A 24,901-nucleotide genomic window follows, 5' to 3' on the forward strand; every position below is an offset into this window, starting at 1 on the left:
CGAGTTAGAAAAAATGCCTGATGAACGATTTCATCAGGCATTTTTTATGTAAATCAATAAAAATTGCTAAATCTTGAGAAAATTACTTCATGCCCTTTAATAAGCGCAAGATCAGCATCAATTTCCTTATTCACGTTTAAGTTAAGTTGATCACAAGCCAAATAATACAAAGATCCATGAACACCTCCGACTACCAGACATATGGGAACATCGACCTTTAGGTCTTTCAATTCAGCGCCTATCAGCAGGCCACTTAGATAATATAAATTTTCGCGTAAAGGAATCTTCTTAAGAATCTGGTTTGTTCGTACCATAAATATGGAATGCAAAAGATTTGAATCCTGGCTTGCTGCAACTCCATCGCGGAACAGCCTCTGATTTTCAAAATCATCAAAATCTCCCCCCTCCTCCACAGAAGCCGACAAAATGCTGTTTACAGAAAGTAGTTTAAAAACTTCACCTGTCATATAGGTCTTAAAACTAATTACCTGATTATTCTTTATTACAACATGTTTTGGGTGCGTACCTGGAAGAAGTAACAATTGTTCCTGATCCTCATTACCTAAAATGGACTCGCAACCTACAATTTTAGTTTCTTCCCCTCGCATTACATCAGAGTCGGTACAAGCCCCTGAAATAATTAAAAACGGATTTGTCTCCGCAGTAGCTTCTATAAATTCTATTTTTAAATCAGAACTATCAAGATTAAATGGCAATCTCTGGTAAGGGAGGTCGAGCATTCCAATTGTAGAGGAGGCCATCCCTGAGAGCAGCACAGGAATATCATTGGTAGCTATATTTAGATCGTGCTGTAATAACCTTATCTCTCTGGCTACAATAGCGGTATAAAAATCCGATCGCGTTAAAGCAGTTCCTGTTTGTTGTTGCCAAAGTTTATAAGTATCTGAAATTCCATGGCTATTCTTTGTTTCAGCAAGTACTTTAAGATCCTTAGCCTGAATCAGACGAAGTCTGAAGGAACTTGTTCCCCAATCGCAACTAAAAAAATAATCCATCAATTGTTTGATTTAATACGTTCTACATTACCTACCAGAAAGATATATGAACATGCTCCCATAAGCCCTAAGATTGCAATAAATATTAATGCTGGAGCAAAATTACCACCGCTAGCCAGAAAACCGATAGCGATCGGTACTACTATCCCGGACAGCTGTCCGATAAAATTGAATACTCCACCCGTTATATTGATCAGATGTTTTGGTGCCAGACTGGAAACAAAAATCCAAGTAATGGATGCAAAACCTACCCCAAAAAATGATAAAGACATAAAAAAGATAATCAAGCCTGGTGTATCAACGAAGTTGGCTCCCAAAATAAAAACGGAAACTAAAAGTCCGATAATGATTGGTCGCTTACGCGCTTTTGCCGCAGATACGCCTTTTTTAATTAAATAATCAGATAAAAAACCAGAACAAAGTACACCGGCAAATGCTGCCAGGTAAGGTATGGAAGCCCAGTACCCTGATTTGATAAAATCAAGTCCGCGATAATCTACCAGGTATTTTGGAAACCAGGTAAGGAAAAACCACAAGGTAGAATTAACAGCAAATTGACCTATATAAATCCCCCATAGCTTGCGGTGCGACAATACTTCGTTCAGGTCTGCCCACTTAAATTTCTTTTTTGAATCTGCATCTGCAATGGATTTCCCGTCCATAAGGCCACCGCCACTCTCTATGAGTTTAAGCTCTGCTTCATTGGCTTTTGGGTGTTTTAAAGGATCACGGTAAAAAATGTACCATACTATTCCCCATAACACGCCGATTAAACCGGTTACGACAAACAACCCTTTCCAGCCCACATGAAATTGGATTTTTGAAAGCACAGGCATTAAAAAAGCCAGCCCCAGAAATTGTCCGGAAGTATAAACTGCAATTGCTGATGCCCTTTCATTATCCGGGAACCAATTACTAACCACCCTGTTATTGATTGGAAAAGCAGGAGCTTCAAATGCCCCGGTTGCCATTCTGAGCCCGAATAAGGTAACAAACCCTTTGGCAAAGCCCTGTACAATGGTTGCCAACGACCAGGTAATAAGACTAAATGTGTACAAAATACGCGGACTAAAGCGGTTCACTAATATCCCTCCAGGTATCTGAAACAACAGATAGGTCCAGCTGAAAGCCGAAAAAATCAATCCCATCTGTACGGATGAGAACTTAAATTCTTTGCTAATTTCTGAGGCAGCGACAGCCAGGTTACTGCGGTCCATGTAGTTGATGACTACATTCACGAAAATCAGGAAAAGTATCTGATACCTTATTTTTGTTGCTTTTACCATTCCGCTACACTACCATCCTGATGTCTCCAAACAGGGTTTCGCCAATTGTGTCCTATTGCAGCCATTTTTCTTACATGTTCTTCATTGATTTCAATGCCCAAGCCTGGCTTATCAGGAATGTTTACATAGCCATTTTCATACTGAAATACGGTTTTATCAGTTAAATAATCAAGGAGATCACTCCCTTGGTTATAATGTATTCCCAGGCTCTGTTCCTGAATAAAAGCATTATGGCAGGTTGCATCAACCTGCAGACATGCAGCAAGAGCAATGGGGCCCAATGGGCAGTGCGGAGCAGCTGCTACATCAAAAGCCTCTGCCATAGAGATTATCTTTTTACATTCTGTAATTCCGCCTGCGTGGGAAACATCGGGTTGAATAATATCAACATAACCATCTTTTAATAAGGTTTTAAACTGCCATTTAGAGAACATCCTTTCGCCTGTGGCAATGGGAATGGAAACATGATTAGCGATCTCCCTGAGGTCCTCGTTATTTTCTGGTAATACAGGTTCTTCGATAAACATTGGACGATACTGTTCTAACTCCTTAGCCAGAATTTTAGCCATCGGCTTGTGTACACGGCCATGAAAGTCTATGCCAATACCAAATGCTGGCCCCACTGCCTCCCGTACTGCAGCAATGCGTTTTATAGCTTCATCAATTTTATCATAACTATCTACATATTGGAGTTCTTCAGTCGCATTCATTTTTACTGCTAGAAAACCCTGCTCTGCCATCTTCTTTGCAGCCAGTCCTACATCAGCCGGACGATCTCCGCCTATCCAGGAATAGACTTTCATCTTATCTCTCGCCTTTCCACCCAAAAGCTGATGAACAGGTGCATTGTAAAATTTCCCCTTAATGTCCCATAATGCCTGATCTATACCCGCGATCGCACTCATCAAAATTGGCCCACCACGGTAAAAACCAGCTCTGTACATCACATTCCAATGATCTTCAATATTCATCGGATCTTTACCTATCAGGTATTCCATTAGCTCGTCGACTGCAGCCTTTACCGTTGCTGCTTTCCCTTCAATAACAGGTTCTCCCCATCCAACAATGCCTTCATCAGTTTCAATTTTTAAGAACAACCATCTTGGTGGCACCTGGAATAATTCGTAGCTTCTAATTTTCATACTGGGGTATTTTATAAGTGAACTGCCTGAACAAACGCTCTGGCTTTCTCGGTAAGTTTTGAAAGGTATTCTTCTGTGACTTCTTGTTTAGTATTAACCAACGCACTGCCAATTCCAAAACCAACAGCCCCGGCTTTTTTAAAATCTTTAATATTTTCGAGTGTAACTCCCCCTGTAGGTAATAGTGGGATTTGAGGAAGAGGCCCTGCAATATCTTTCAGGTAAGAAGGAGATGTTGCAGGAAAAACCTTAACGATATCAGCTCCATTTTTATAAGCTTGATATATTTCTGTGGCAGTATACGCCCCTGGGATGTTCACTATACCAAGACTCTTTGCGATTTTAATGACCTCTGCATCCACTATTGGTGAAAGTATAAAGCTTGCCCCTGCTGCAACCGCTTTTTTGACTGATTCAACATCAAGAACTGTCCCTGCTCCTATGATCATTTTCCCATCAAATTTATCACTTAGCTCTTTTATAACTTTAAGAGGCTCGGCTGAATTCATGGTAATTTCCAGAATGCGGATTCCTCCCGTGTACAATGCTTCGGCTATCCGTATTACGTCGGAAGGATTAGCGCCACGAATAATGGCTATAATTTTATGTGCTAAGATTTTTGATAATGTAGGCATATGGAGATTTTTACAAACCTGTTTTTTTAACCAGGTCAACTTTTAACAAATAGTCATCGGCAGTAATGAAGAGCGTATTGTAGTTGTCTGCAAATGCACAGTTTGAGGTACTGCCTTCTATTTTTATTTTGCCAAGCAAAACACCTTTCTTGTTGTAGATCCAAACTCCGCCCTGACCTGTTGTAAAAACATTCCCTTTTTTATCAATCTTAATTCCATCGACACCTCTGTCATTCTGAAAAATACTGCCGTTTATCAGTAATCCGTTCTTATCGAGATCATAGCGATACAAATAGGGTCTTTCACCGTCGGAATTTGCTATTAACAAGCTCTTTTCTCCAGGAAAGAAGGCAATTCCGTTTGGTCTTGAGATGGTATCTACCAATAAGGTTACCGATCCATTTTTGGAAATCTTGTATACTCCCTGATAGGGAGCAGCTTTTGATGGGTTATTAACACCTTTTTCCAGGCCATAAGGTGGGTCTGTGAAATAAATATCACCGTTACTTTTAACCACCAGATCATTGGGACTATCAAACTTCTTACCCTTATATTCACTGGCAAGTGTAGTGTAATCTGGCTTGGGCTTATCCAATGAAGCATTCATGAGCGCTACTCTCCTGTCGCCATGCTGGCACAATAGCAATTGTCCTTTATGGTTAAGTGCTAAGCCATTTGATCCTAGCTCTTCTCCCCGGGATTGCTCTCCTGTATAGCCTGAGTGTTCAAGATAAACCTCTTTTCCTTTTTGGGGAGTCCATTTATAAACAGTGTTGTTCAAAACATCTGATACCAGCAACATCTTTTTACTTTCTATCCACAAGGGGCCTTCTACCCAGCCAAAACCACCGGCAATGACTTCAACCTTTGCTTCCCGATGTAGGATGGCGTCTAATTCTTTGCTTAATTTCTCTATTTTTCCTTCAGGCTTACCTTTGGTTGACTGTGCAAACAGGACAGGCAGGTTTAAAAAGAACACTAAACAAAGAGATACGGCTCTACAGGATTTAATTTGGTTTATCATTTGGCATAAAAAAAGCATGAACAATAACGTAAGATAAAAATAAAAAATATTTATCCCCTTAAAGTCATGCTTTCTTTACGCTGATCTGCAATCTATTGCAAATCAAGAAATCTGATTACAATTATTCTTTTATAGGTTCAGTAGCCTGTTCAGGGGCTTTACCTATTAACTCCATAAACTGATCTAATTTAGGGGTTATAATAATTTGAGTACGTCTGTTTCTTGCCTTACCATCCGGTGAATCATTTCCTGCAATCGGATTATACTCACCTCTACCACCTGCCGTTAAACGTTTCGGATCCACTCCATAATTGTTCTGTAATGATTGAACAACTGAAGATGCCCTTAAAGCACTTAAATCCCAGTTATTGCGAATGTTTGGTTGTGAGATCGGCACATTATCTGTGTTACCTTCAATCAACACATCATAACTTTGGTAATCTTTAATGATTTTGGCAATCTTATTTAGTGTCTCGCCTGCTTTATCCGAAATCTCGTAGCTACCAGACTTGTAGAGCATATTATCCGATAAAGATATATAAACTACTCCCTTAAGCACTTTCACATCCACATCTCTCATTTCTTCCCTGCTCAATGAACGGGTAAGGTTATTGGTTAACACCAAATTAAGTGAATCACTTGTATTTTTAGTGTTCACAAGGTGCTGGATGTATTTATTAGAGGCATTAATCTCATCTACCAATTTAGAGATGTTTACATTCCCTTGGTTGGTAGAACTTAAACATTTGTCGAGCGCCGACTGTAAAGAAGCTGAATTTGCCTTTTCAGATGCAATTTGCTCTTCTAAACTTTTTACTCTTGTTGATGATCCGGAAAGGTCTTGCTGACTGGTTTGATATTTCTGATTCAAATCCTTAGTCTTTTCCTTCAATTGATCATAATTAGATTGGAGATCGTTATACTTTTTGTTACTTACACAGCCCTGGGTTAGCACGGCCGCGACTAGTACTACTGGTATTAAACTGGAAAATTTCATAATCCTATTAATTTGTTAGTCAAAAGATTAAAACTGCAATCTCTATGCCAGTAAGGAAAACTGTATATTTATTCTATGCAAAAAAGAGGTATCTTCTTACTTTTATTCACCCTATCTATATTTCTTTCAGGGAAAGCTGAGTCGTATAAATACGCTTCGAATGAGAATATAAAACTTGAAAGTAAGATTGAAGAAGCTTTAAAATATTCGAAAACCCATAAAATGAATACTTCCTATTGTATTATGGTTGACATGAGTATCCATTCTGGAAAAAACCGCCTTTTTGTTTATGATTTCAAGAAAAAAGAGGTAATTATTAAAGGAGTTTGTGCACATGGGAATGGTGGAGGCAGTACGGCGAACAAACCGGTTTACAGCAATAAAATCGGGAGTAATTGCACCTCACTCGGTAAATATAAACTAGGCAAAAGAGCATACAGCAACTGGGGTATTAATGTCCATTACAAAATGCATGGACTTGAAAAAACAAACAGCAATGCTTTTAAGAGAATCGTAGTTTTACATTCTTACACACCCGTACCTGCCTTTGAAAGTTATCCTCTGCCTGTATTTAATGTGAGTTATGGTTGTCCGGTAATTGCAAATGCAACTATGCGTAAAATAGATGAGCTCGTTAAATCAGGGCAAAAAGATATGTTACTATGGATTTATGAATAAGGTTCGTTATCAACTATAAGAACTTTACAAAATCCTTAGGATATTCAACGAAGCCTTGCCTTAAATAGAACCTGTGTGCATCTGTTCGCCTTGCATTACTGTGAACCATAATCCGCTTGCACTTCTTTTCAACAGCTAATGTGGTGCAATACTCGTCCAGCGCTTTACCAATTCCCAGGCTTCTCGAATTATCATCTACAATAAAGTAGCTAATGACTGCATAATCAGCTTCAAAAGCTATCTGAGGAATAAAATGAAGGGAAACAAAGCCTAGTACTTCGCCATTTAATTCATAAACGATATCGAAATGGTCGGTCGACTTAGATAGGTCGCCTAGCCTTTTTTCGACAAACCCATCTTCCGTAGGATAGCCAAGCTGTTCCAATAAAACCCGAATGGCCCCGGCATCCTTAAGTTCTGCTCTCCTGATGTTCATTAACTGAATAGATTTAGATTTTGATGTAAATCTCCCTTTTATCCATGAGATAACCAACAAGCCAGCAAAGCATCATAAAACTCAGTGCAAAAACCAATGTACCAAAAGCACCTGGGAACAATGGCTGATAAATAACGTTGTTGATCCAGTTGTAAAAACTGAGGCCCGGTTTCACCCATATCAACTGAAAAATCACCAACAATAGTTCGGACAGCAGATAAATAGCCAGGGAGTTCCTGCCGAATACAAGAAAAAAGTTATTTCCCCATTTAATCTTCTTGATTTCAACAGCGTAAATGAGAACGGCTATAAGAACCAGGTCTAAACCCACAGTAAGCAATACAAAGGAACTGGTCCAAAGCTTTTTAGCTATTGGAAAAAATTGCCCCCAAAATAAGGCGCCAAAAATCAACAATGTACCAACAAGAAGCAGTTTAGCAACGGATTCGTAGTTCCTTCCCTTTTCCTGAATATAGGCTCCGGCAAGGTATCCGCCTATTACGTTCACAATACCAGTTAACGTACTTAGTAATCCTTCGGGATCAAATGCAATTGGCCCTCCTTTATCATGATAGAGATGCGCATCACCGAGAATGAAGATATCTAAACGAGTACCCGCGTTGCCCAGCATAGTATATTCCTGACCATGCTCTCCAAACAATAATAAAAATAGCCAATAACCGAACAGAAGAATTATTGAAATGATCAAAGCCGATTTCTTTGAACAGTAATGAACGATTAAAGACCCAAATAGATAACAAAGTGCGATACGTTGTAACACCCCCATAATACGGGTATTGCTGATCGGGTTAAACATCCATTCGCCATTATCCCTATGCACAAAAGGGAACCAATACATCAAATAACCTAATAAAAAAATGATGGCAGATCGTTTGAATACTTTAAGTAGGAAACTGCCATCGCTCTCAAATTTCTTTTTAGAAAAGCTCAAAGCATTTCCAACAGCAAAGAGAAATGAAGGAAAAACAAGATCGGTTGGTGTAAAACCAAACCATGCCGCATGATCTAAAGGAGCCCATTGTGTGGCTCCGGAACCCGGAGAGTTTACAATGATCATGAAACAGATGGTCATCCCTCTAAAAATATCCAGGGTGGTAAATCTTTCTTGCATAAAAGAGTCGTATAATTTTAGAATATAAAAAGCAAGTGTGCTGAAGTTCAGCACACCTGCTTTTTATACTTTATTAGAAATTTGGATTTTGCTTTAACACACCCTTGCTTTTATCAATCTCAACCTGAGGGATTGGATAATAATAATGCTTAGGCCTGATAAAAGTTACTGTTTTACCTTGATCTACCGGAGCTTTTGACTTCGCCAGATTATATATTGCAGCAATATCAACTAAATTCTTTTTGTCCCATCTCATTAAATCCTGATGTCTTTCACCCTCACCTGCCAATTCTACACGTCTTTCATGGATCAATTCTTTCATACCCGCGTTTGCAACCGGAGGTAATAATAATGAGGCTCTGCGTCTCACCTGATTAATCAAAGCATCTCCTGCTCCGGCACCCTGTGTACGGATTTTGGCTTCTGCAACTAAAAGATAAATATCTGAAGATCGCATTAATGGTACTGCGTAATTATGATCTACACCATTTCCTTCTGAAGAACCAGCAGGGAAAAACACTGCATATTTCCGAAAACTAAAACCAGTAGATGATAAATCTGATGTGAACTCAGTCAGACCTTTACCATCACCTAAATCCATCTTATCTCCCACACTTAATAGCGTGGCAGATTTACGTGGATCATTTGCTTCAAATTCATCCGCGAGCCCTTTAAGTGGTTGACTAAATCCATAACCACCCCAAGCTCTTGGAATGTAATAGACAGTATAATCATTAGAAAGTATATTATGAAGTCCTTGCACAGACATCAGAACTTCTGTACTGCTCTTATTAGCTCTGGTAAAGTTTTCCTGATAAGTTGTTGCCAATGCATAATTGCTGTTGCTAATTAATTTCTCACCGGTTGTAATTGCTTCAGGCAGTTTTTCCCAATACATATACAGCTTGGTCAGCAATCCCAAGGCTGTACCTTTACTTACCCTTCCAAAATCCGAACCACCATAACTCTCCGGCAACAAGTCTATTGCCTTTAAAAGATCAGCTTCAATTTGTTTACGAACCTCTTCAGTAGGAGATTTTGGCAGGTTAAAGTTACTTTTAGCATAATTCTCCTCACTAACAATAGGCACATCACCGTAAATTACCATTAACCTCCAGTAGCCAAAAGCTCTGAAAAAATAGGCTTCTCCCATACTACGATCTTTTATGCCCGGGCTGATACTAGTAATTTTTGGAATATTGATAATTGCATTTGTTGAGCGATTAACCATTTCGTATTTATAAGTCCAGCTAAAATTTACCTGCGCATTTGATGCATTGTAGGTTAAATTCTCTATTGCTTCATCCTCAGCATGGTCACCCGAGCGCCAATAATCATCTGATGCAACATCAAATGTGGTTTCAGCATGAGAAATATAATCTTCCTGTGCCAATAGGTTGTAAATACCGGAAATAGTATTTATTGCATCCGTTTCGTTCCTAAAATAGTTACCTGTATTGTAAACACCTTTTTGAGTAAGGTCCAGATTTTTCTTACATGCAGTGGAAACAGCCACCATAAATAAGCATGTATATATTATATATTTTGTTTTCATGGAGATTAGATTTTAAGAGTTAAACCAAATGTGAATGAACGTACAGATGGGTATTGAGCAACGTCAACACCTCTCTGTTTGTTACCGTCTGTATAACCCAGCTCAGGAGTAAAACCTGAATAATTGGTAATCATAAATAAATTCTGACCTGTCACATAGACTCTCAGGCTACTGAAAGTGGCCTTTTTAACCAAAAATGTCGGCAATGTATAACCAATTGTTAAGTTTTTCAGGCTAACATAATTGCCACTCTCAACAAAAAGATCAGAAGTACGATAATTCTCATTTGCACGATCTAGTGTCATCCTAGGCATTGAATTACTGGTTCCAGTACCAGTCCATCTATTTAATGATTCTGCATAAAGATTAAAAGAATAAGTTGGATCTATCCCCTGCATCCTGTCTGCATTATATAAACTCACACCAAATACGCCTGTTAAGTTTGCGGCTAAGTCGAATCCTTTGTAAGACAAACTGGTTTGAAAGCCCAAAGTTGCTTTTGGATTAGGATTTCCCAGATAGGTTCTATCTCCTCCATCAATTATTCCATCTCCGTTAATATCAACAAAACGAACATCACCTGGTTTTATCGTACCTTTTCTAGAGTCATTTTTCAAATAAGGATCGTTGTCAACATCAGCTTGAGTTTGATACAACCCTGCAGTTTTCCATCCATAAAAAGAAGCGATGGACTGGCCTTCATAAGTTCTTGAAATTTCCTGACTTGAACGGCCATACACTAATGAAGGGATAAAGGCATTTATCCCATACAGCTGAGTTACTTTATTTTTGATGAAAGAACCATTCACACCAAAAGAATATTTAAAACTATCGCCAGACTGGTAATTCACTTCCGCTTCTATACCCCTGTTGCTCATATTCCCAATATTAATATCCGGAGCAGATATTCTTCCGGTTGTTCCTATCAATAAAGCAGGCACAAGCATTTGTTTTGTTTTTTTGTCAAAATAAGTGATTGTAGTACTTAGTTTGTTATCTAAAAACCCTGCTTCTAAACTCACATTAGTCATTGCAGCCCGCTCCCATGCAATATCCGGATTGGCACTTCTTGTTACCGCAGCGCCATTAACACCAACACCTCCAAAAGTATAACCATTTTTACCATAAGTATTACCTACAACAATTTCACTTAAATACTGAAAAGCATTTACATTCTGATTACCTAACTCACCCCATCCTCCTGTTAACTTTAGATTGCTTATCCAGCTAATGTCCTTCATGAATTTCTCATTAGACAACCTCCATCCTAAAGAGAATGCAGGATAATAACCCCAGCGGTTTCCTGTTCCAAATCTTGATGAGCCATCTGCTCTAAAGGTCAATGTTGCTAAAAAACGACCATCATAATCATAAAATCCTCGTGCAAAAACTGATTCCAAACCCCATGGATCATCATAACCACCATCCGCAGTTAAAAGCCCATTTCCTTTATTTAAAGTCCGCTGATCTTTAGAGGTATCATCGTAACCTACTCTTCCGGCTGAGAAAAAGCTTCCTCTATAACTTTGCGTGGAATATCCTCCCATAAAAGTAATATGGCTTTTACTGATTACTTTGTCATAGGTAAGAACAAGATCGAGCAATTGTGAGTAATTGTCCGACTCTCCTTCTGTTAATGTTGAACTTGTAGTTTGTCTGGCTTGGTTTTGGTCTTCTATATTAAATGAATAAGTACGACCAATTGTACCATCGAAACCATAATTAGCGCGGAATTTTAGGTCTTCATAAATAGGAACTTCTGCAAATACATTGGCTATAGCCCTGTATTTACGGTTATAAGCATCAGCCTGATGAATTGTTGAGTAAGGGTTATTAATATCACCCAACTGATTAGCAAAAGCCTTTGATGTCCCGTATGTTCCATCATCATTCACAGTAGGAATAGCAGGATTAAACCTCAATGCTGAAAAGAGTAGTCCCGTCTGAGAACTACTGTTATTAAAACCATTGTTTTCTCCATAAGTTACCTGAAGGTTTTGGCCTACTTTCAACCAAGGTTTAATTTTGTGCTCTGTATTAATACGAGTACTAAAACGCTTAAAATAAGATTGATCAATTATACCTTTTTCATCATAAAAAGAAGTAGAGAAGTAGTAAGTAGAAACATCATTCCCTCCCTGAATATTAAAATCTATATTGTTTACTTTTCCGCTTCCAAGAATAGCTTTCTGCCAGTCTGTGCGTTGAGTAGCATAGTAAGCATCCTCCCAAGGCGCCTCAATTGTAACCCCGTCATTAGTATATCTTTCTCTTTTAAGTTTATATAAATCAGGTGCGGTTAGCAAATCAATGTACTTTGTAGATTTAGACACCCCTGTATATGCATTGATAGAGGTTGATAGTTTCTGACTATAGCTCCCCCTCTTAGTGGTTACCAAAATGACCCCATTGGCTGCTCTTGTACCATAAATAGCACTTGATGATGCATCCTTTAATATATCAACAGAAGCGATATCATTTGGATTCACATCACTTAATGCATCCGGATTGGTTGAAGGCACCCCATCAATTACCACCAATGGATTTGCATTATTTATAGTACCGGTACCTCTAATACGAATACTTGGAGCCGCCCCAGGTGATCCATCATTACGTACAATACTAACACCTGTTGCTCTTCCATCTAATGCCTGCGCTACTGTACTTACAGGTAAGTTCTGAATATCACTGCCTTTAATACTTGCTATTGATCCGGTTACGTCTATTTTTTTAGAGGTACCGTAACCTACAACTACAATCTCATCCAAATTAGAGTTCGTTTCAACCATAGTAATGGTCAGATTAGTTTTCCCTGCTAGTTGAACAATCTGTTTTTCATATCCAACATAACTGAATTCTAAAACTCCATTTTCAGGAGCATTAATTACAAACTCACCATTCACATCGGTTGTAGCACCAATATTGGTTCCCTGCAATTTAACACTAACCCCTATGAGTGTTTCTCCTTTTGAATCAACAACTTTACCTTTTATAAGAGCTTGGGCAGCTGGTGTACCGGCTTCATAGATGATGACCACATGGTCATCTGCTATTTTATAAGGCAATTTATCGCCCATTAGCGCTTCCAGAATTGCGTGGATACTCGCATCTTTTACCTGCAGATTTACCTTACCCAGTTTCTTAATGCTGGAATAATTATAAAAAAATCGGTAATTACTTTGTTTTTGAATTTTTGTCAAAATGCTGCTTACTTCTGTCTGTTTTAAATCAAGTGAGAACTTTTCCTGAGAGTAAACATTCGCTGAAACCTGTAAACAGGTGAACATAATTAGTAATAATGCTCCTTTCATTAGCAAAATTATTTTAAAAGGTGGTTGCATATAAAGCCACGCAAAAGCTTTTGTAATCTTTTTCATTACATTTGTTTTTGAAAATTAAGGAATAGAGTAAGTCCATTTACAACGCTTACTCTTGTGAATTAAATCCGGATTTTTAAGGGGAAGAACTGCAATTCTTCCCTTATTTATTTGCGGATCTTCAGGAATCGGTCAGATAAAACTTCTTCATTTTTAGTTTAATTTGGTTTTTTATTATTGGTTAATTATTAGCGTTTATGGTGCAGAGAGATGGATCACTCCCTTGTCTTTTCTAAACTTGAATGGTGTAGTCATTTTTATCAATGAGAGTGCCTGTTCCAGTGATTCTTCTTCGAACACCCCACTAATTTCCTCTTTTTTCAAGGTTTCATCGTCAAATGCCACTTTCACGTCAAACCGTCTTTCTATTTGTTTAACAACCTCTTCAAAATTCTCATTCGTAAAGATCATTTTATTGCTTAGCCAGGCTATTTCTTTAACATCCGAGGTATTAGCTTGAGACAACCTTTCTAATTGATATTCTAATACAGCTTCTTTTGTATCGGTTTTTGGACCACGTTCTACATCATTAGCAACAGTGAGCTTTTCATTAGGCAACATTAATATCTTCTTTTCAGGCTTATCATTTAATTCAACCAGAATTTTCCCACTAAGCAATGTTGTTTCTGTCTTTTTATCTGTTGAATAAGCCTTAACATTAAATACAGTACCCAATACCTTCACAACAAGCTTCTCTGTATGTACCAGGAATGGTCTTTTAAGATTTTTTTCTACTTGAAAAAAACCTTCCCCTTTAAGACTAACATCCCTGCTTGTTGCTGAAAACACTTCCGGATAAATAAATGTACTTCCGGCATTCAATTTAACTTTTGTACCGTCAGACAATTTCAATTCTTTGGTTTTCCCAAAAGGAACGTCGATCCGATGCATTTCTGAACCTGCAAACTGATCTGGAACGGCAGGCTTTCTTCCGTAGAAGAATACAGCTAACACACCCACAACTAATACCGCAGCTATCCATTTCCAATACATTAAAGGCATTATCTTTGCCTCTTTAACAGGCATTACAATACTTTCTTCTACTCTGATCCTATCCCAAAGGCCATCGATCTTTTTATGAATAACCTTTTGCTCCATTAAAGTATCTGATTGTTTTTCCTCTGTTGTTAATGCATCCGTAAAAGCCTGCATCTTTCTATATTCCGGAAAATGAACAAAAAAAACTTCGAGCTCATCTAATTCTTCTACTGTTGCAGACTTAGACATGCTTTTAGCCATTAATTCAATAAACCTGGATTTTATCATATGTATAAATAGTGTTCTAAGGTAAAGACACCTGAGTACATCGATATTCCTAAAAGAAATAAAAATATTTTTTCTCCGCTACGACTATAAACCTAAATGATGCTTTACTTTCTCTTTATAAGAGTCGCCAATAGGAAGGTATTCTTTATTGATGATAATGCGACCTTTTTCTATAAAGTCAATTTGGTCGATGTTGATGATATAAGACTTATGAATACGAAGAAAACTTGGAGGAAGAGTTTCTTCTATATTCTTCATACGCTCCAGCGATAGAATTTTTCCGGTAGTGGTATGTAGATTAATGTAATCACCAAGCCCTTCGATATATTGAATTGAAGCGAGGGAAACCTTTTGGATACGGTATTCACTTTTTAAAAAAATGTATAAGGGGGTTGCTACCTGACTTTGCATGGTGATCGCTTTTTCATTGGATATGCGCGCTCGGGCTTTATTGACCGACATCAGGAAGCGCTCAAAAGTAATGGGTTTAAGCAGGTAATCTACCACATCTTGCTCATATCCTGCCACCGCGTAATCTGTATAGGCCGTCGTGAGGATAACTTTGGTACCGGAGTTTTTGATGATGTTCATTAACTCCATGCCACTAAGCTCAGGCATTTGCACGTCCATAAAAACCAGGTCGACCTGATTATCATTGATGAAGCCAAGAGCCTCCAATGCAGAAGTTGTTTTGAGCAACAGCTCAAGTCCGCTACTTCTTTGCACATAGTCTGCCAGCAACTTCACCGCTGGAAATTCATCGTCGACAACAACGCAGGAAATGGAGTTAACGGTTTTCATATGCACCCAATTTCAATTCAACCTTAAAGATATTACCCTCATCTTCAATATCCAAACGGTGATTACCAGGATAAAGTAACTCCAGACGTTTACGGACGTTTTCAATCCCGATTCCGCCGACATGATCCTTATGCTTTACACCAACATCATTGGTACAGCGAAAAACTACCTCATGGTTAGGCGCAGTACTGATGCTGATATCTAGCCAGGCATGGTCAGCAGCAATGGCTCCGTGCTTAAATGCATTTTCTATAAAAGGGATGAGCAAGAATGGAGGCAATTGAACCGAAGAGGTACTAGTATAGTTAAAGTTGAGTTTACAGGGCTTTTCAAATCGTAACTGCTCTAATTCAATGTATTTTTCAAGATAATGGACATCCTTTTCAAGGCTAATTGTCTCACTGGTATCATACAGCATATATCGCAGTAACTCGGATAAGCCGGAAATAGCTGCTAAGGATTGATCTGATTGATGATAGACTAGTGAATAGATATTATTGAGGTTATTGAACAGAAAATGAGGGTTAATTTGCGAGCGGAGAAAAGCCAGCGACGAATCCCGGTTTTGAACAGCCAGCTCCCGTTCCCGCAATTCCTTAAACTGCGCATATTGCACAAAATAAAATACCATAGCAAAAACAACATAAAAGGCACTGTACAAGATTTGCCCCCTGAAAAACTGCGACATGCGGATATGGTCCACTGAAAACCATCGGGAACCTATATAACTGATAACGAAGCAGGCGACGAAAGTAGTGATCAAGGCAACTGCCAGTTGAAAGTATTTTCTTGTGGGATAGAAGAGATATAAAGTATAGTAAGTACTCCAGACAAACAGAAAAGACAGTATTACATCGACCATTAGACTGACCAAACGCACATCATAGCTTCGCTCATCTACCAGGCTAAATTTGCCATTATAAAGATCTGGCAGATACCTGCCAAGATGTATCATACTGTAAAACACCAGGAAAGCAACAACTAGTATCCCTGTCTTCTTCTTCATAACTCAAAACTACATTATTTACTAAAAAATAAACTGTGAATTTTCAGGCGTTTATCGAGGTGATTCAGGGGTTCAACGATTATACTCTTTACACCCCCTCATCAAAAGTAATTTGGACAGCATAACCATATAAATGAGCTATGAAAAAATACTTTATTCTCATCCTCTTGATCGGGGCTCTTATTACAAAGGCACAAGACAAAAAAGCACAGAATGATACCTTGAAAAAGGACACTGTAACTAAAACGAAACTACTGAAAGAGGTCATCATCAATAACCGAAAAAAAATGATAGAACGAAAAATAGATCGGACAATAGTCAACGTTTCTGGTTTCATTAGCACTGCAGGAACTGATGCTCTGGATTTGCTAGGACGTTTGCCCGGACTGCGGGTAAATGATGATGGGAATGTTAACCTGATGGGCAAGGGTGCAACGATTTATGTGGATGGCAAACCAACTTACCTATCCGGATCAGATCTTGCAGCTTATCTTAAGTCCCTGCCTACCGATTTGCTGGACAAGATCGAATTATTGCCCAATCCGCCTGCCAAATATGATGCAGCGGGCAGTGGAGGAGTCATCAATATCATCACCAAAAAGAACAAACAACCCGGATATAATGCATCACTATCCAGTAATGTGGGAACAGGCGTCTATCGAAAAGCGAATGGCTCTTTAAATATGAATTATAGAGTAGGTAAACTAAATCTATTTGCCAATGCCGGGGCTGGTAGTCCCAAAGACTTCGAAAACGCCTCGTCCCTCAGGCATTTTCTAAACCCTGATGGGACACCCATGACAACATTAGATCAGGAAAGTGAAATCGTTTATACCCGCAGTTATGGAAACATCAAACTTGGTGCAGATTATTACCTCAACAAAAAAAACACTATTGGATTTATAGCAAACGCAACCAGGAATTCAGTAACTGAACGAGGAGAAAACCGCAACAGGATCTTCAATGCTGCGCATCAGCTCGATTCTTCAATCTGCTCGGCAAATGATGCCAATAATAAATTCCGAAACCAACTGATGAATTTGAATATGGTACACCAATTTGATTCATTAGGTACGGAACTGAGTATGGATTTGGATTATGGCCAATACCATACACAAATTGACCAGGTATTTAGTAATCACACATTTACTCCACAGGGTGAATTGTTGAATAAAGAAAGGATACACGGTATGTTACCGAGGCAAATCAATATCTATTCGGCAAAGACAGATTTAGCCATACCGTTAAAAAGCAAGATCAAGCTCAATATGGGTCTAAAAATCAGCAAGGTTAGCACAGACAACAAGGCTAATTATTTTACGGGTGAAGTGCGCGCCGAGCAAGTTGACTATAACCGCAGCAACCAATTCTATTACAAGGAAACGATCTCTGCAGCTTACCTGGAAGGATTTAAAGAAATTGGTAGATTTGGAATAAAGGCAGGTTTAAGAGCCGAGCACACACAATCCAATGGGCACCAGCTTGGAAACGCTATGGTTGCCGACTCTTCTTTCCACCGAAGTTATCTAAATGCTTTCCCTACACTGTTTATTTCTTTTAAACCGGACACCACAAATACCAACCATTTTTTTTTTCAGCTATGGCAGACGAATTGGGCGCCCGGGATATGACCGTCTTAATCCCTTCCTTTCGTTGGTGCAACGCTACAATCAAGTAGTAGGAAATCCATTTTTAAAACCTGATTTTACAAATACATTTGAGTTGACACATGTATTCAAAGAGCAGCTGAACACAATACTATATTACTCAGACTTGTCCAACATCAGCGGATCCGTAATTCGGCCTATGAATGATGTGTATGTAAAACGACCGGAAAATACCGGTAACCTGCAGATTGCCGGACTAATGATCACCTACAATAAAGATATATTTAAATGGTGGAATACTGATTTTTCGATAAACCCGGAACGAATTCATATGAACATACTTTTGGATGATAAACGTATAGACACCACATTTTTTGCATATTCATTCAACTGGTTCAATCGTTTTGCGATCAGCAAAAGTTGCACAGCAGAGTTGGTTATGAACTGGGGAGGTAGATCATTTTCAGGACAGAATACAACTAAGGGAATAATGGCATGGCGTGCAGGCATTAAACAACAATTATTTAAAGGAAATGGCTCAATTGGCATCAACGGCAGCGATTTGTTTTATTCAGCAATTACCCGTGGAAAAATTATAAATGTAGCAGGATCTGGTGCCAATTATAAAAATCGTGGAGACAGCAGGACGGTAATCCTGTCTTTCAGTTACAAGATCAGTAAAAATGCAAAGGATAATAAAAGGCTTAGGGACAGGAACGGTGCCATGGATGAACAAAACCGCGTGCTGACTACAACACCGTAGTATTACTTTAATATCTATTTGCTGTGAATTGCTGAGTCTAATTTCTTAAGTGCAATAGATAGTTGTGCAAACACGGTCTTGTCAGATAACCCAAGGATAGTCGCCACCTCTTTACAAGAGAGATCATCTTCTTTTACCATTTTAAAAATGAGTTTGCATCTGGCAGGCAGTTCATTGACAGCCTTTAACATATTATCAGATAATTCTTTACTAATCAGGATTTGAGATGGATCTATAGATAGATGGAAATAATAGGCTTCAGTTACCTTAATTTCATTATTTTTTTTTGAAGATACACTACGTAAATGATTTAAACAGCCGTTTTTGATGGATGCATAAAGATAAACCTGCATGTTTTTAATGTGCAGGTTTTTATTGCGCTCCATCCAAAGCTTCACCAATACATCGTTTACAATTTCTTCGGCAATCTCTCGCTCCCCCACAAATGATTGTGCGAATTGGAAAAACTTATGTGCATAACCCTCATAAAGTTCATTAAATGCAGATTCGTCCTCATTTTCCCGAATGCGAATGATCAGCTCCTGCATATCCCAATATTTAAAACTAATTTTTAGTAATATTAGAAATAATGATTCAATATATTTTTATATCTGCACTTATTTTTCTTTATGATTCATAGTGAAGTCTAAATACTCTCAGAAAGGACTTTATTTAATCAACATTTGTGTAAAAGTGGTACTGTCTCCTTTAAAAACATTAAAATCCACCGCATGATTAATACCAGAGATTCTGGCCTTATCAGAATGTTGCCAAAAGAACCATTTAGTAGCATCATTAACTTTAAGCTTAGGTTGGTGATAATGTGCAATCCATAAAGGATAATCATCAAAATATCCTTTGAGATAGTCGTTGTAAAATGACAAACCTGTATAAATAATTGGCTTCACTTGCTCTTTCTTTTCTACATAAGAAACAAACTCCTTTAATTGAGCTCTCATATTAGCAGGAGAAGTTCCATTTAATTGTTCAATATCAACTACTGGAGGAAGGTCACCAGCTTCAAACTTTACAGTTTGTAGAAAGAACTTAGCCTGCCAACTGCCTGATTTCTGTGGCCTGAAAAAATGATATGCTCCACAAACGATGCCTACCTTGGCAGCTTCACGCCAGTTTCGTTGAAAATAAGGATCAACACTAAGCATTCCTTCCGTAGCCTTTATAAAGGCAAAGTGTACACGCACATCATCTTCTTCCATAGCCTTAACCCTTTTCCAATCAATTTTACCCTGATAATAAGAAACATCTATACCATGTATATTGTAATTCTTTGGTATTCGGATATTAAAGCTCCTATAAGAACGATAAGCAGGATCCTCCCCCATATCCTTTAACCACCTCCATGTTGAAGTAAACCCTTTAATAATATAAGCATAATAAAAAGGAGACAACAGAACAAGTAGCACAGCCACAAGGAAGAACTTAAACTGCATAGACCAGGGCTTTTTCTTCACTTGCTTTTTTCTTGGAGCAGCTTTTTTACGCGGTACAGTAGTTTTTCGGGGAATGGATGTCTTTTGCGAAACAGGTGTTTTTCTTTGTGCTGGCGGCATGATGCTGCAAAAATACATTATATAGCCAATTTTGGATGGTTGTAAAAAAATATTTGAAGAAACTAATATTTTAGTTGCGCAACTAAAATATTAGTTCTATATTAGGTTTATATTCTAACCCACTATGTTTTAATACATTGAATTAGGATTAAAATTGAATGTTAACCAAATATTTTTATACCAATCCCAATGATGAAAGAATTGACCAAGGCAGAAGAACAGATCATGCAAGTGCTATGGGAACTTAAACAAGCTTTTGTAAAGGATGTAATAGAACAACTTCCAGACCCCAAGCCTGCAACCACAACAGTATCTACAATTATCAGAATATTAGAAGGTAAGGGTTTTGTAAATCATGAGGCTTTTGGCACTACTCATCGGTACTTCCCTATTATCAGTATAGATGAGTATAAGGAATTTGCTACAGGCAAATTATTGAATAGCTATTTCGGCAATTCTGTTGAAAAGATGTTTTCCTTCTTTCTGAAGCAAGAAAAGGTAGACTTAAAAGAAGCTGATGAAATACTAAAACTAATTGAAGACCTTAAAAAGAATCAAAAATGAACGCTCTAACCTACCTTTTGCAGGTAAATCTCTACCTGCTCCTCTTCTATCTTTTTTATCTTGTATTACTTCGTAATGAGACGTTCTTTAGGCTAAACCGCTTCTATTTGGTTGGCTCGGCTGCGTTCGCTCTTTTCATTCCACTTTTACGTGCAGATTGGATAAAGGAACTATTTGTTACTGAAAAGGTGCAGCAATTAGCTCAAAACATAGAAGCTGTGGTTACAGTCTCCCAAACGACCACTATTATAGCAACACTTAAAGCAGAAGAATCTTCCCTATCTGCTATAGAATGGTTTTTGATAATCTACGGCTTGGTAACCGCGGTCTTTTTGATCAATTTTTTAAGAAAGCTCTATCTACTAAACCAAATTTTAAAACGAGGTAGTAAAGGACAGGCATTTAGCTTTTTTAATACAATTTCTGTAGATAATGACCTGGAAGGTCAGGAAACCATCATGAAACATGAGCTGGTACATGCAAAACAATGGCATTCTGCCGATGTGATTTTCTTTGAGCTTTTTACTGCTATGAACTGGTTCAACCCCATCGCCTACCTATATAAAAATGCCATTAAAAATATACATGAATTTATTGCAGACGAAACTGCCGCCTCAACATTGGAAAGTAAATCAGCATATGCGCTCTTGCTGGTCTCCAATGTTTTTGATACCCAACCTCAGCAATTAACAAACAGTTTTTATAATCAATCATTATTAAAAAGGAGAATCATTATGTTACACAAAACAAAATCTCGTAAGGTTGCCATACTGAAGTATGGGCTCTCAGTACCTCTTTTTGCAGGTATGGTTATTTTTTCATCAGCCACCGGTGCTGAAGCGAAAATCATTACTAAGATTACCGACAAGGTAGTCCCAATCATTATAAATCATCCCAAAACCGACATCAATCCAATCGGGAATTTAAAGCGCGAGATCGAGACTACCTCTGCTCTTAAGATGAAAAATAAGAAGAAAAAAAACAATGTTTCACAATTAAAGGAGTTAGAATCTCGTCGCCAAGATATTCCGATTAACCTGAGTGATTATACCCACAATTTCAAAAGGGAGGGAACTGGCCGAAACTTCAAGGAGGGCATAATCATTATATCCTTTGAGGTTAATGAGAATAAGAAAGCGGGTAATTTTAAAATGTTAGAATCTGATAATTTTGAATGGCAGGATGATTATTTGGCTTACCTTAACGAATTTAATGATACAGTATCACTGACAAAAGGCACCTATCATTTCTATAAAGGCTTCATCTATTCAGGTAACGAGGATAAATATCCAAGCGACAAAAAATTATTAAATAGTAAAGCAAACATGTTATTTGGTGGATATACTAAACAACTGCCAATGTTTATCGCTCAGGATGAGACAAAAGAAGAAGCTGGAAAAATTGTGAACTACCTAGCTGGAACTCCGCTTACAGACCCTGTAATTCTTGTTGACGGTAAGGAAGCAAGTTACAAAAAAACCAAAAATGGATTTAAACTTGATGAGGTAATATACCCAAGAGGTCTAAAAACAATTCGTGTATTTAAGGGAGACAAGGCTGTTACTGAATACAATGAAAGTGCCAGAAAAGGGCTAATTGTTATCGTTACGAAGATACTAGCCGGACACTAAAGATTAAATAAAATCAGTCTTAGGATAAAGCACTATAAATAAAAACACCAATGTTCCTGATCGACATGCGCAGCAGTTTTTCACTGCTGTGAGGAGAGAAGGAATATTGGTGTTTTTATTAAATAGGCGGACTGAAGTCAAAAGGCAACTACCCTTTACTCAATTCCGCAAAGTACTTATGGAACAAAGGCAATGTTTCAATTCCTTTGTAATAGTTATAAATATCATATTTCTCATTTGGCGAGTGTAGGGCATCGCTATCCAAACCAAAGCCAAAAAGCACAGATTTAATACCCAACGCACTTTCAAATAAAGCAACAATAGGAATACTTCCACCACCACGCGTAGGGATCGGTTTTTTACCAAAAGAATCAACAATAGCCTGTTCAGCTGCACGGTAAGCTATACTATCGGTAGGTGTTACTACAGGCTCACCACCATGATGTGCAGTAACTTTAACCTTAACATAATCAGGAGCGATGCTTTCAAAATGCTTGGTAAAGATCTCTGCAATTTCATCTGAACTTTGGTGAGGCACCAAGCGCATAGAAATTTTGGCATTCGCTTTTGAAGGAAGTACAGTTTTAGCACCCTCTCCTATATAACCACCCCAAATACCATTTACCTCTAAAGTAGGTCTGGTTCCGGTGCGTTCTAATGTCGAATAACCTTTCTCTCCCCACTCAGCATCAATTTCAAGGTCTTTTTTATATTCTTGCAAATCAAATGGAGCCGAGTTTAAAGCTGTCTTCTCCCCATCAGTAAGCTCAACCACTTTATCATAAAAAGCTGGTATGGTAATGTGATTGTTTTCGTCATGTAATGAAGCAATCATTTTGCACAATATAGTAATTGGATTTGCTACAGCACCACCATACACACCTGAGTGTAAATCACGGTTTGGACCAACAACTTCAACTTCCATATAGGCTAAACCACGTAATCCGGTTTCAATTGAAGGATTTTCCATACTGATCATTGATGTATCAGAAATCAACACCACATCAGCTTTTAAACGCTCTACATTAGCATTTACAAAAATGCCAAGATTTGCTGAACCTACTTCTTCCTCACCCTCAATCATGAATTTAACATTACATGCCAGGGTATTGGTCTTCATCATCAATTCAAAAGCTTTTACATGCATGTAAAACTGACCTTTATCATCACAAGCACCACGGGCATAGATCTTTCCATCACGTATTGTAGGCTCAAATGGAGGAGTTTTCCATAATTCCAACGGATCTGCCGGCTGCACATCATAGTGCCCGTAAATTAATACCGTAGGAAGACTTTCATCAACAATTTTCTCACCGTAAACGATTGGATAGCCTGCTGTTTCACAAATCTCTACTTTATCGGCACCAGCATCTTTAAGTTTTTGAGCAACATAATCGGCAGTTTTTAGTACATCTCCTTTATATTTTGGATCAGCACTAACCGATGGGAAACGTAACAATTCAAACAACTCATCTAAAAAGCGTTGCTTGTTTTCTTCAACATATTTTTTGATTTCTTGCATAACAGATTAGTTTTTACGAATTTTTCTTAAGTTAGTTTAAAGCACTTTTAGGTTATTTTATAGAAAAATAAGCCATTATTAGTCTTTATTTTGTGGGAGCAAAACTAATTAAATTATACCAGTTGGTGGTACTCAGCGTACGCTATTTTAGACTTTGGATTACCAACTTTGAATGGCCGCAAAAAGAAAAGGGATAAATCCTAAGACTTACCCCCTTAAATTAACGCTCTCACGATAAAGGTAACTATTCCGTTACAAATTAGCAAGAACTATTTTCAAATTTATACCAATGATTATTATACAAGGTAAAAGATAACCGTACTACTCTAGTCAAATAATTCCTTAACTTCGTTCAACACATCAAAAACGCAGGAATGAAGGAATTTACCAATGAAACATTAGATACCGGATCATTACCGAAATATGAAGAAGTACCGCTAAATTCCCTAAGCAAGAAGTACTGGAATGTAATGCTGATAAATATCTTTATCTTTTTACTAATTGTTGGCATTGGAGTTACAACAGTGTTAATATTTAACGCTGATGTAAGGGCATACCTATATATAATACTAGGGATTTATGTTGTTTTTGCCTTGTTAATGATAACTCTTTACCGCGCTAGTCTTAAAAAAAGGGGATTTGCAGTTAGGGAAAAAGACATTATGTACACCAGTGGAATCATAGCCCTATCTACTACTGTAGTCCCTTTCTCCAGAATACAACATATTGCTTTAGATGAAGGCTTGTTTTCCAGAATATACGGACTAGGCGAATTAAGAATTTTCACCGCAGGTGGTAGCTCCGGCAGCTTACATATTCCCGGAATTCAAATTGAGAAAGCCAAAAGCATTAAAGAATTACTCATGAAACAAATAAATGAAGCTGATTAACG

22 protein-coding genes are annotated in these 24,901 nt (G+C 38.0%); 6 read left to right on the top strand and 16 right to left on the bottom strand.

Going from position 1 to position 24,901, the window contains the following annotated elements; genetic code table 11:
- Positions 1 to 53 precede the first annotated feature (53 nt).
- The 6 genes from J1905_RS16260 to J1905_RS16285 all read right to left on the bottom strand — a co-directional run bounded on the left by J1905_RS16260 (position 54) and on the right by J1905_RS16285 (position 6,100).
- A complete protein-coding gene (locus J1905_RS16260; protein ID WP_214228346.1) occupies positions 54 to 1,016 on the bottom strand; it encodes a 2-dehydro-3-deoxygalactonokinase in 963 nt (320 codons plus the stop codon).
- Positions 1,016 to 2,302 (bottom strand): MFS transporter, encoded by a 1,287-nt coding sequence (locus tag J1905_RS16265; protein WP_214228347.1) that lies wholly within the window; start codon positions 2,300 to 2,302, stop codon positions 1,016 to 1,018. Before J1905_RS16265 ends, J1905_RS16260 begins: the two co-directional genes overlap by 1 nt.
- The gene (gene dgoD, locus J1905_RS16270) at positions 2,296 to 3,444 is read right to left on the bottom strand and encodes a galactonate dehydratase (protein WP_214228348.1); all 1,149 of its coding nucleotides are present in this window, start codon (positions 3,442 to 3,444) and stop codon (positions 2,296 to 2,298) included. Before dgoD ends, J1905_RS16265 begins: the two co-directional genes overlap by 7 nt.
- An 11-nt stretch (positions 3,445 to 3,455) precedes the next feature.
- The gene (locus J1905_RS16275; protein WP_214228349.1) at positions 3,456 to 4,079 is read right to left on the bottom strand and encodes a bifunctional 4-hydroxy-2-oxoglutarate aldolase/2-dehydro-3-deoxy-phosphogluconate aldolase; all 624 of its coding nucleotides are present in this window, start codon (positions 4,077 to 4,079) and stop codon (positions 3,456 to 3,458) included.
- Between the two features lie 10 nt (positions 4,080 to 4,089).
- A complete protein-coding gene (locus J1905_RS16280; RefSeq protein WP_214228350.1) occupies positions 4,090 to 5,103 on the bottom strand; it encodes an SMP-30/gluconolactonase/LRE family protein in 1,014 nt (337 codons plus the stop codon).
- A gap of 121 nt (positions 5,104 to 5,224) precedes the next feature.
- Entirely contained in the window at positions 5,225 to 6,100 is an 876-nt protein-coding gene (locus J1905_RS16285) for an OmpA family protein (RefSeq protein ID WP_214228351.1), read from the bottom strand.
- A 75-nt stretch (positions 6,101 to 6,175) separates the two neighbouring features.
- On the opposite strand from J1905_RS16285, the gene J1905_RS16290 reads away from it, so the two are divergent.
- Entirely contained in the window at positions 6,176 to 6,778 is a 603-nt protein-coding gene (locus tag J1905_RS16290; protein ID WP_214228352.1) for a murein L,D-transpeptidase catalytic domain-containing protein, read from the top strand.
- A gap of 13 nt (positions 6,779 to 6,791) precedes the next feature.
- On the opposite strand, the gene J1905_RS16295 is transcribed toward J1905_RS16290, so the two are convergent.
- From J1905_RS16295 to J1905_RS16325, 7 genes are all read right to left on the bottom strand, one after another.
- Positions 6,792 to 7,214, bottom strand: coding sequence for a GNAT family N-acetyltransferase (locus J1905_RS16295; RefSeq protein ID WP_214228353.1), 423 nt, complete (start codon positions 7,212 to 7,214; stop codon positions 6,792 to 6,794).
- A gap of 13 nt (positions 7,215 to 7,227) precedes the next feature.
- Positions 7,228 to 8,346 carry an acyltransferase family protein gene (locus J1905_RS16300; RefSeq protein WP_214228354.1) on the bottom strand — a complete coding sequence of 373 codons (1,119 nt, stop codon included), beginning with the start codon at positions 8,344 to 8,346 and terminating at the stop codon, positions 7,228 to 7,230.
- 73 nt (positions 8,347 to 8,419) lie between these two features.
- A complete protein-coding gene (locus J1905_RS16305; protein ID WP_214228355.1) occupies positions 8,420 to 9,901 on the bottom strand; it encodes a RagB/SusD family nutrient uptake outer membrane protein in 1,482 nt (493 codons plus the stop codon).
- 5 nt (positions 9,902 to 9,906) lie between these two features.
- Positions 9,907 to 13,278, bottom strand: a complete 3,372-nt coding sequence (locus J1905_RS16310) for a SusC/RagA family TonB-linked outer membrane protein (protein WP_214228356.1) — start codon at positions 13,276 to 13,278, stop codon at positions 9,907 to 9,909.
- Between the two features lie 195 nt (positions 13,279 to 13,473).
- Positions 13,474 to 14,544 carry a FecR family protein gene (locus J1905_RS16315; protein ID WP_214228357.1) on the bottom strand — a complete coding sequence of 357 codons (1,071 nt, stop codon included), beginning with the start codon at positions 14,542 to 14,544 and terminating at the stop codon, positions 13,474 to 13,476.
- Between the two features lie 84 nt (positions 14,545 to 14,628).
- Positions 14,629 to 15,345, bottom strand: coding sequence for a LytR/AlgR family response regulator transcription factor (locus J1905_RS16320; RefSeq protein ID WP_284445122.1), 717 nt, complete (start codon positions 15,343 to 15,345; stop codon positions 14,629 to 14,631).
- Complete coding sequence (locus tag J1905_RS16325; RefSeq protein ID WP_214228359.1) at positions 15,332 to 16,351, bottom strand: sensor histidine kinase; 1,020 nt, start codon at positions 16,349 to 16,351, stop codon at positions 15,332 to 15,334. The genes J1905_RS16320 and J1905_RS16325 overlap by 14 nt, the downstream gene beginning before the upstream one ends.
- A 140-nt stretch (positions 16,352 to 16,491) precedes the next feature.
- Here J1905_RS16325 and J1905_RS23745 point away from each other — a divergent pair, with 140 nt between their 5' ends.
- Both J1905_RS23745 and J1905_RS16335 read left to right on the top strand, forming a co-directional pair.
- The gene (locus tag J1905_RS23745; protein ID WP_214228360.1) at positions 16,492 to 17,982 is read left to right on the top strand and encodes an outer membrane beta-barrel protein; all 1,491 of its coding nucleotides are present in this window, start codon (positions 16,492 to 16,494) and stop codon (positions 17,980 to 17,982) included.
- On the top strand, positions 17,882 to 18,721 hold the full coding sequence (locus J1905_RS16335; protein WP_214228361.1) for an outer membrane beta-barrel family protein: 840 nt from the start codon (positions 17,882 to 17,884) through the stop codon (positions 18,719 to 18,721). The genes J1905_RS23745 and J1905_RS16335 overlap by 101 nt, the downstream gene beginning before the upstream one ends.
- Before the next feature lie 14 nt (positions 18,722 to 18,735).
- Here the strand turns inward: J1905_RS16335 and J1905_RS16340 are convergent, their stop codons facing one another.
- Positions 18,736 to 19,269, bottom strand: a complete 534-nt coding sequence (locus J1905_RS16340) for an RNA polymerase sigma-70 factor (protein ID WP_214228362.1) — start codon at positions 19,267 to 19,269, stop codon at positions 18,736 to 18,738.
- A gap of 120 nt (positions 19,270 to 19,389) precedes the next feature.
- Positions 19,390 to 20,292: a glycoside hydrolase family 25 protein gene (locus tag J1905_RS16345; RefSeq protein ID WP_214228363.1), complete on the bottom strand. Its 903-nt coding sequence runs from the start codon at positions 20,290 to 20,292 to the stop codon at positions 19,390 to 19,392.
- A 189-nt stretch (positions 20,293 to 20,481) separates the two neighbouring features.
- On the opposite strand from J1905_RS16345, the gene J1905_RS16350 reads away from it, so the two are divergent.
- Together J1905_RS16350 and J1905_RS16355 are read left to right on the top strand one after the other, a co-directional pair.
- Entirely contained in the window at positions 20,482 to 20,856 is a 375-nt protein-coding gene (locus J1905_RS16350) for a BlaI/MecI/CopY family transcriptional regulator (RefSeq protein WP_214228364.1), read from the top strand.
- Positions 20,853 to 22,487 carry a M56 family metallopeptidase gene (locus tag J1905_RS16355; RefSeq protein WP_214228365.1) on the top strand — a complete coding sequence of 545 codons (1,635 nt, stop codon included), beginning with the start codon at positions 20,853 to 20,855 and terminating at the stop codon, positions 22,485 to 22,487. Before J1905_RS16350 ends, J1905_RS16355 begins: the two co-directional genes overlap by 4 nt.
- A 148-nt stretch (positions 22,488 to 22,635) precedes the next feature.
- Here J1905_RS16355 and J1905_RS16360 read toward each other — a convergent pair whose 3' ends face one another.
- A complete protein-coding gene (locus J1905_RS16360; RefSeq protein WP_214228366.1) occupies positions 22,636 to 24,009 on the bottom strand; it encodes a dipeptidase in 1,374 nt (457 codons plus the stop codon).
- 374 nt (positions 24,010 to 24,383) lie between these two features.
- Here J1905_RS16360 and J1905_RS16365 point away from each other — a divergent pair, with 374 nt between their 5' ends.
- The gene (locus J1905_RS16365; protein ID WP_214228367.1) at positions 24,384 to 24,899 is read left to right on the top strand and encodes a PH domain-containing protein; all 516 of its coding nucleotides are present in this window, start codon (positions 24,384 to 24,386) and stop codon (positions 24,897 to 24,899) included.
- Positions 24,900 to 24,901: the final 2 nt, after the last annotated feature.

The organism is Pedobacter sp. B4-66, assembly GCF_018492665.1.
GTDB lineage: Bacteria > Bacteroidota > Bacteroidia > Sphingobacteriales > Sphingobacteriaceae > Pedobacter.

Excerpts from the sequence above, each read along its gene's own strand:
- J1905_RS16320 (WP_284445122.1), bottom strand. The coding sequence starts at position 15,345 with ATGAAAACCGTTAACTCCATTTCCTGCGTTGTTGTCGACGATGAATTT.
- J1905_RS16275 (WP_214228349.1), bottom strand. The coding sequence starts at position 4,079 with ATGCCTACATTATCAAAAATCTTAGCACATAAAATTATAGCCATTATT.
- J1905_RS16305 (WP_214228355.1), bottom strand. The coding sequence starts at position 9,901 with ATGAAAACAAAATATATAATATATACATGCTTATTTATGGTGGCTGTT.
- J1905_RS16325 (WP_214228359.1), bottom strand. The coding sequence starts at position 16,351 with ATGAAGAAGAAGACAGGGATACTAGTTGTTGCTTTCCTGGTGTTTTAC.
- J1905_RS23745 (WP_214228360.1), top strand. The coding sequence starts at position 16,492 with ATGAAAAAATACTTTATTCTCATCCTCTTGATCGGGGCTCTTATTACA.
- J1905_RS16280 (WP_214228350.1), bottom strand. The coding sequence starts at position 5,103 with ATGATAAACCAAATTAAATCCTGTAGAGCCGTATCTCTTTGTTTAGTG.
- J1905_RS16365 (WP_214228367.1), top strand. The coding sequence starts at position 24,384 with ATGAAGGAATTTACCAATGAAACATTAGATACCGGATCATTACCGAAA.
- J1905_RS16295 (WP_214228353.1), bottom strand. The coding sequence starts at position 7,214 with ATGAACATCAGGAGAGCAGAACTTAAGGATGCCGGGGCCATTCGGGTT.
- J1905_RS16290 (WP_214228352.1), top strand. The coding sequence starts at position 6,176 with ATGCAAAAAAGAGGTATCTTCTTACTTTTATTCACCCTATCTATATTT.
- J1905_RS16360 (WP_214228366.1), bottom strand. The coding sequence starts at position 24,009 with ATGCAAGAAATCAAAAAATATGTTGAAGAAAACAAGCAACGCTTTTTA.
- J1905_RS16300 (WP_214228354.1), bottom strand. The coding sequence starts at position 8,346 with ATGCAAGAAAGATTTACCACCCTGGATATTTTTAGAGGGATGACCATC.
- J1905_RS16345 (WP_214228363.1), bottom strand. The coding sequence starts at position 20,292 with ATGCCGCCAGCACAAAGAAAAACACCTGTTTCGCAAAAGACATCCATT.
- J1905_RS16315 (WP_214228357.1), bottom strand. The coding sequence starts at position 14,544 with ATGATAAAATCCAGGTTTATTGAATTAATGGCTAAAAGCATGTCTAAG.
- J1905_RS16265 (WP_214228347.1), bottom strand. The coding sequence starts at position 2,302 with ATGGTAAAAGCAACAAAAATAAGGTATCAGATACTTTTCCTGATTTTC.
- J1905_RS16350 (WP_214228364.1), top strand. The coding sequence starts at position 20,482 with ATGATGAAAGAATTGACCAAGGCAGAAGAACAGATCATGCAAGTGCTA.
- J1905_RS16355 (WP_214228365.1), top strand. The coding sequence starts at position 20,853 with ATGAACGCTCTAACCTACCTTTTGCAGGTAAATCTCTACCTGCTCCTC.
- J1905_RS16335 (WP_214228361.1), top strand. The coding sequence starts at position 17,882 with ATGCTTTCCCTACACTGTTTATTTCTTTTAAACCGGACACCACAAATA.
- J1905_RS16285 (WP_214228351.1), bottom strand. The coding sequence starts at position 6,100 with ATGAAATTTTCCAGTTTAATACCAGTAGTACTAGTCGCGGCCGTGCTA.
- J1905_RS16310 (WP_214228356.1), bottom strand. The coding sequence starts at position 13,278 with ATGAAAAAGATTACAAAAGCTTTTGCGTGGCTTTATATGCAACCACCT.
- J1905_RS16340 (WP_214228362.1), bottom strand. The coding sequence starts at position 19,269 with ATGCAGGAGCTGATCATTCGCATTCGGGAAAATGAGGACGAATCTGCA.
- J1905_RS16260 (WP_214228346.1), bottom strand. The coding sequence starts at position 1,016 with ATGGATTATTTTTTTAGTTGCGATTGGGGAACAAGTTCCTTCAGACTT.
- dgoD (WP_214228348.1), bottom strand. The coding sequence starts at position 3,444 with ATGAAAATTAGAAGCTACGAATTATTCCAGGTGCCACCAAGATGGTTG.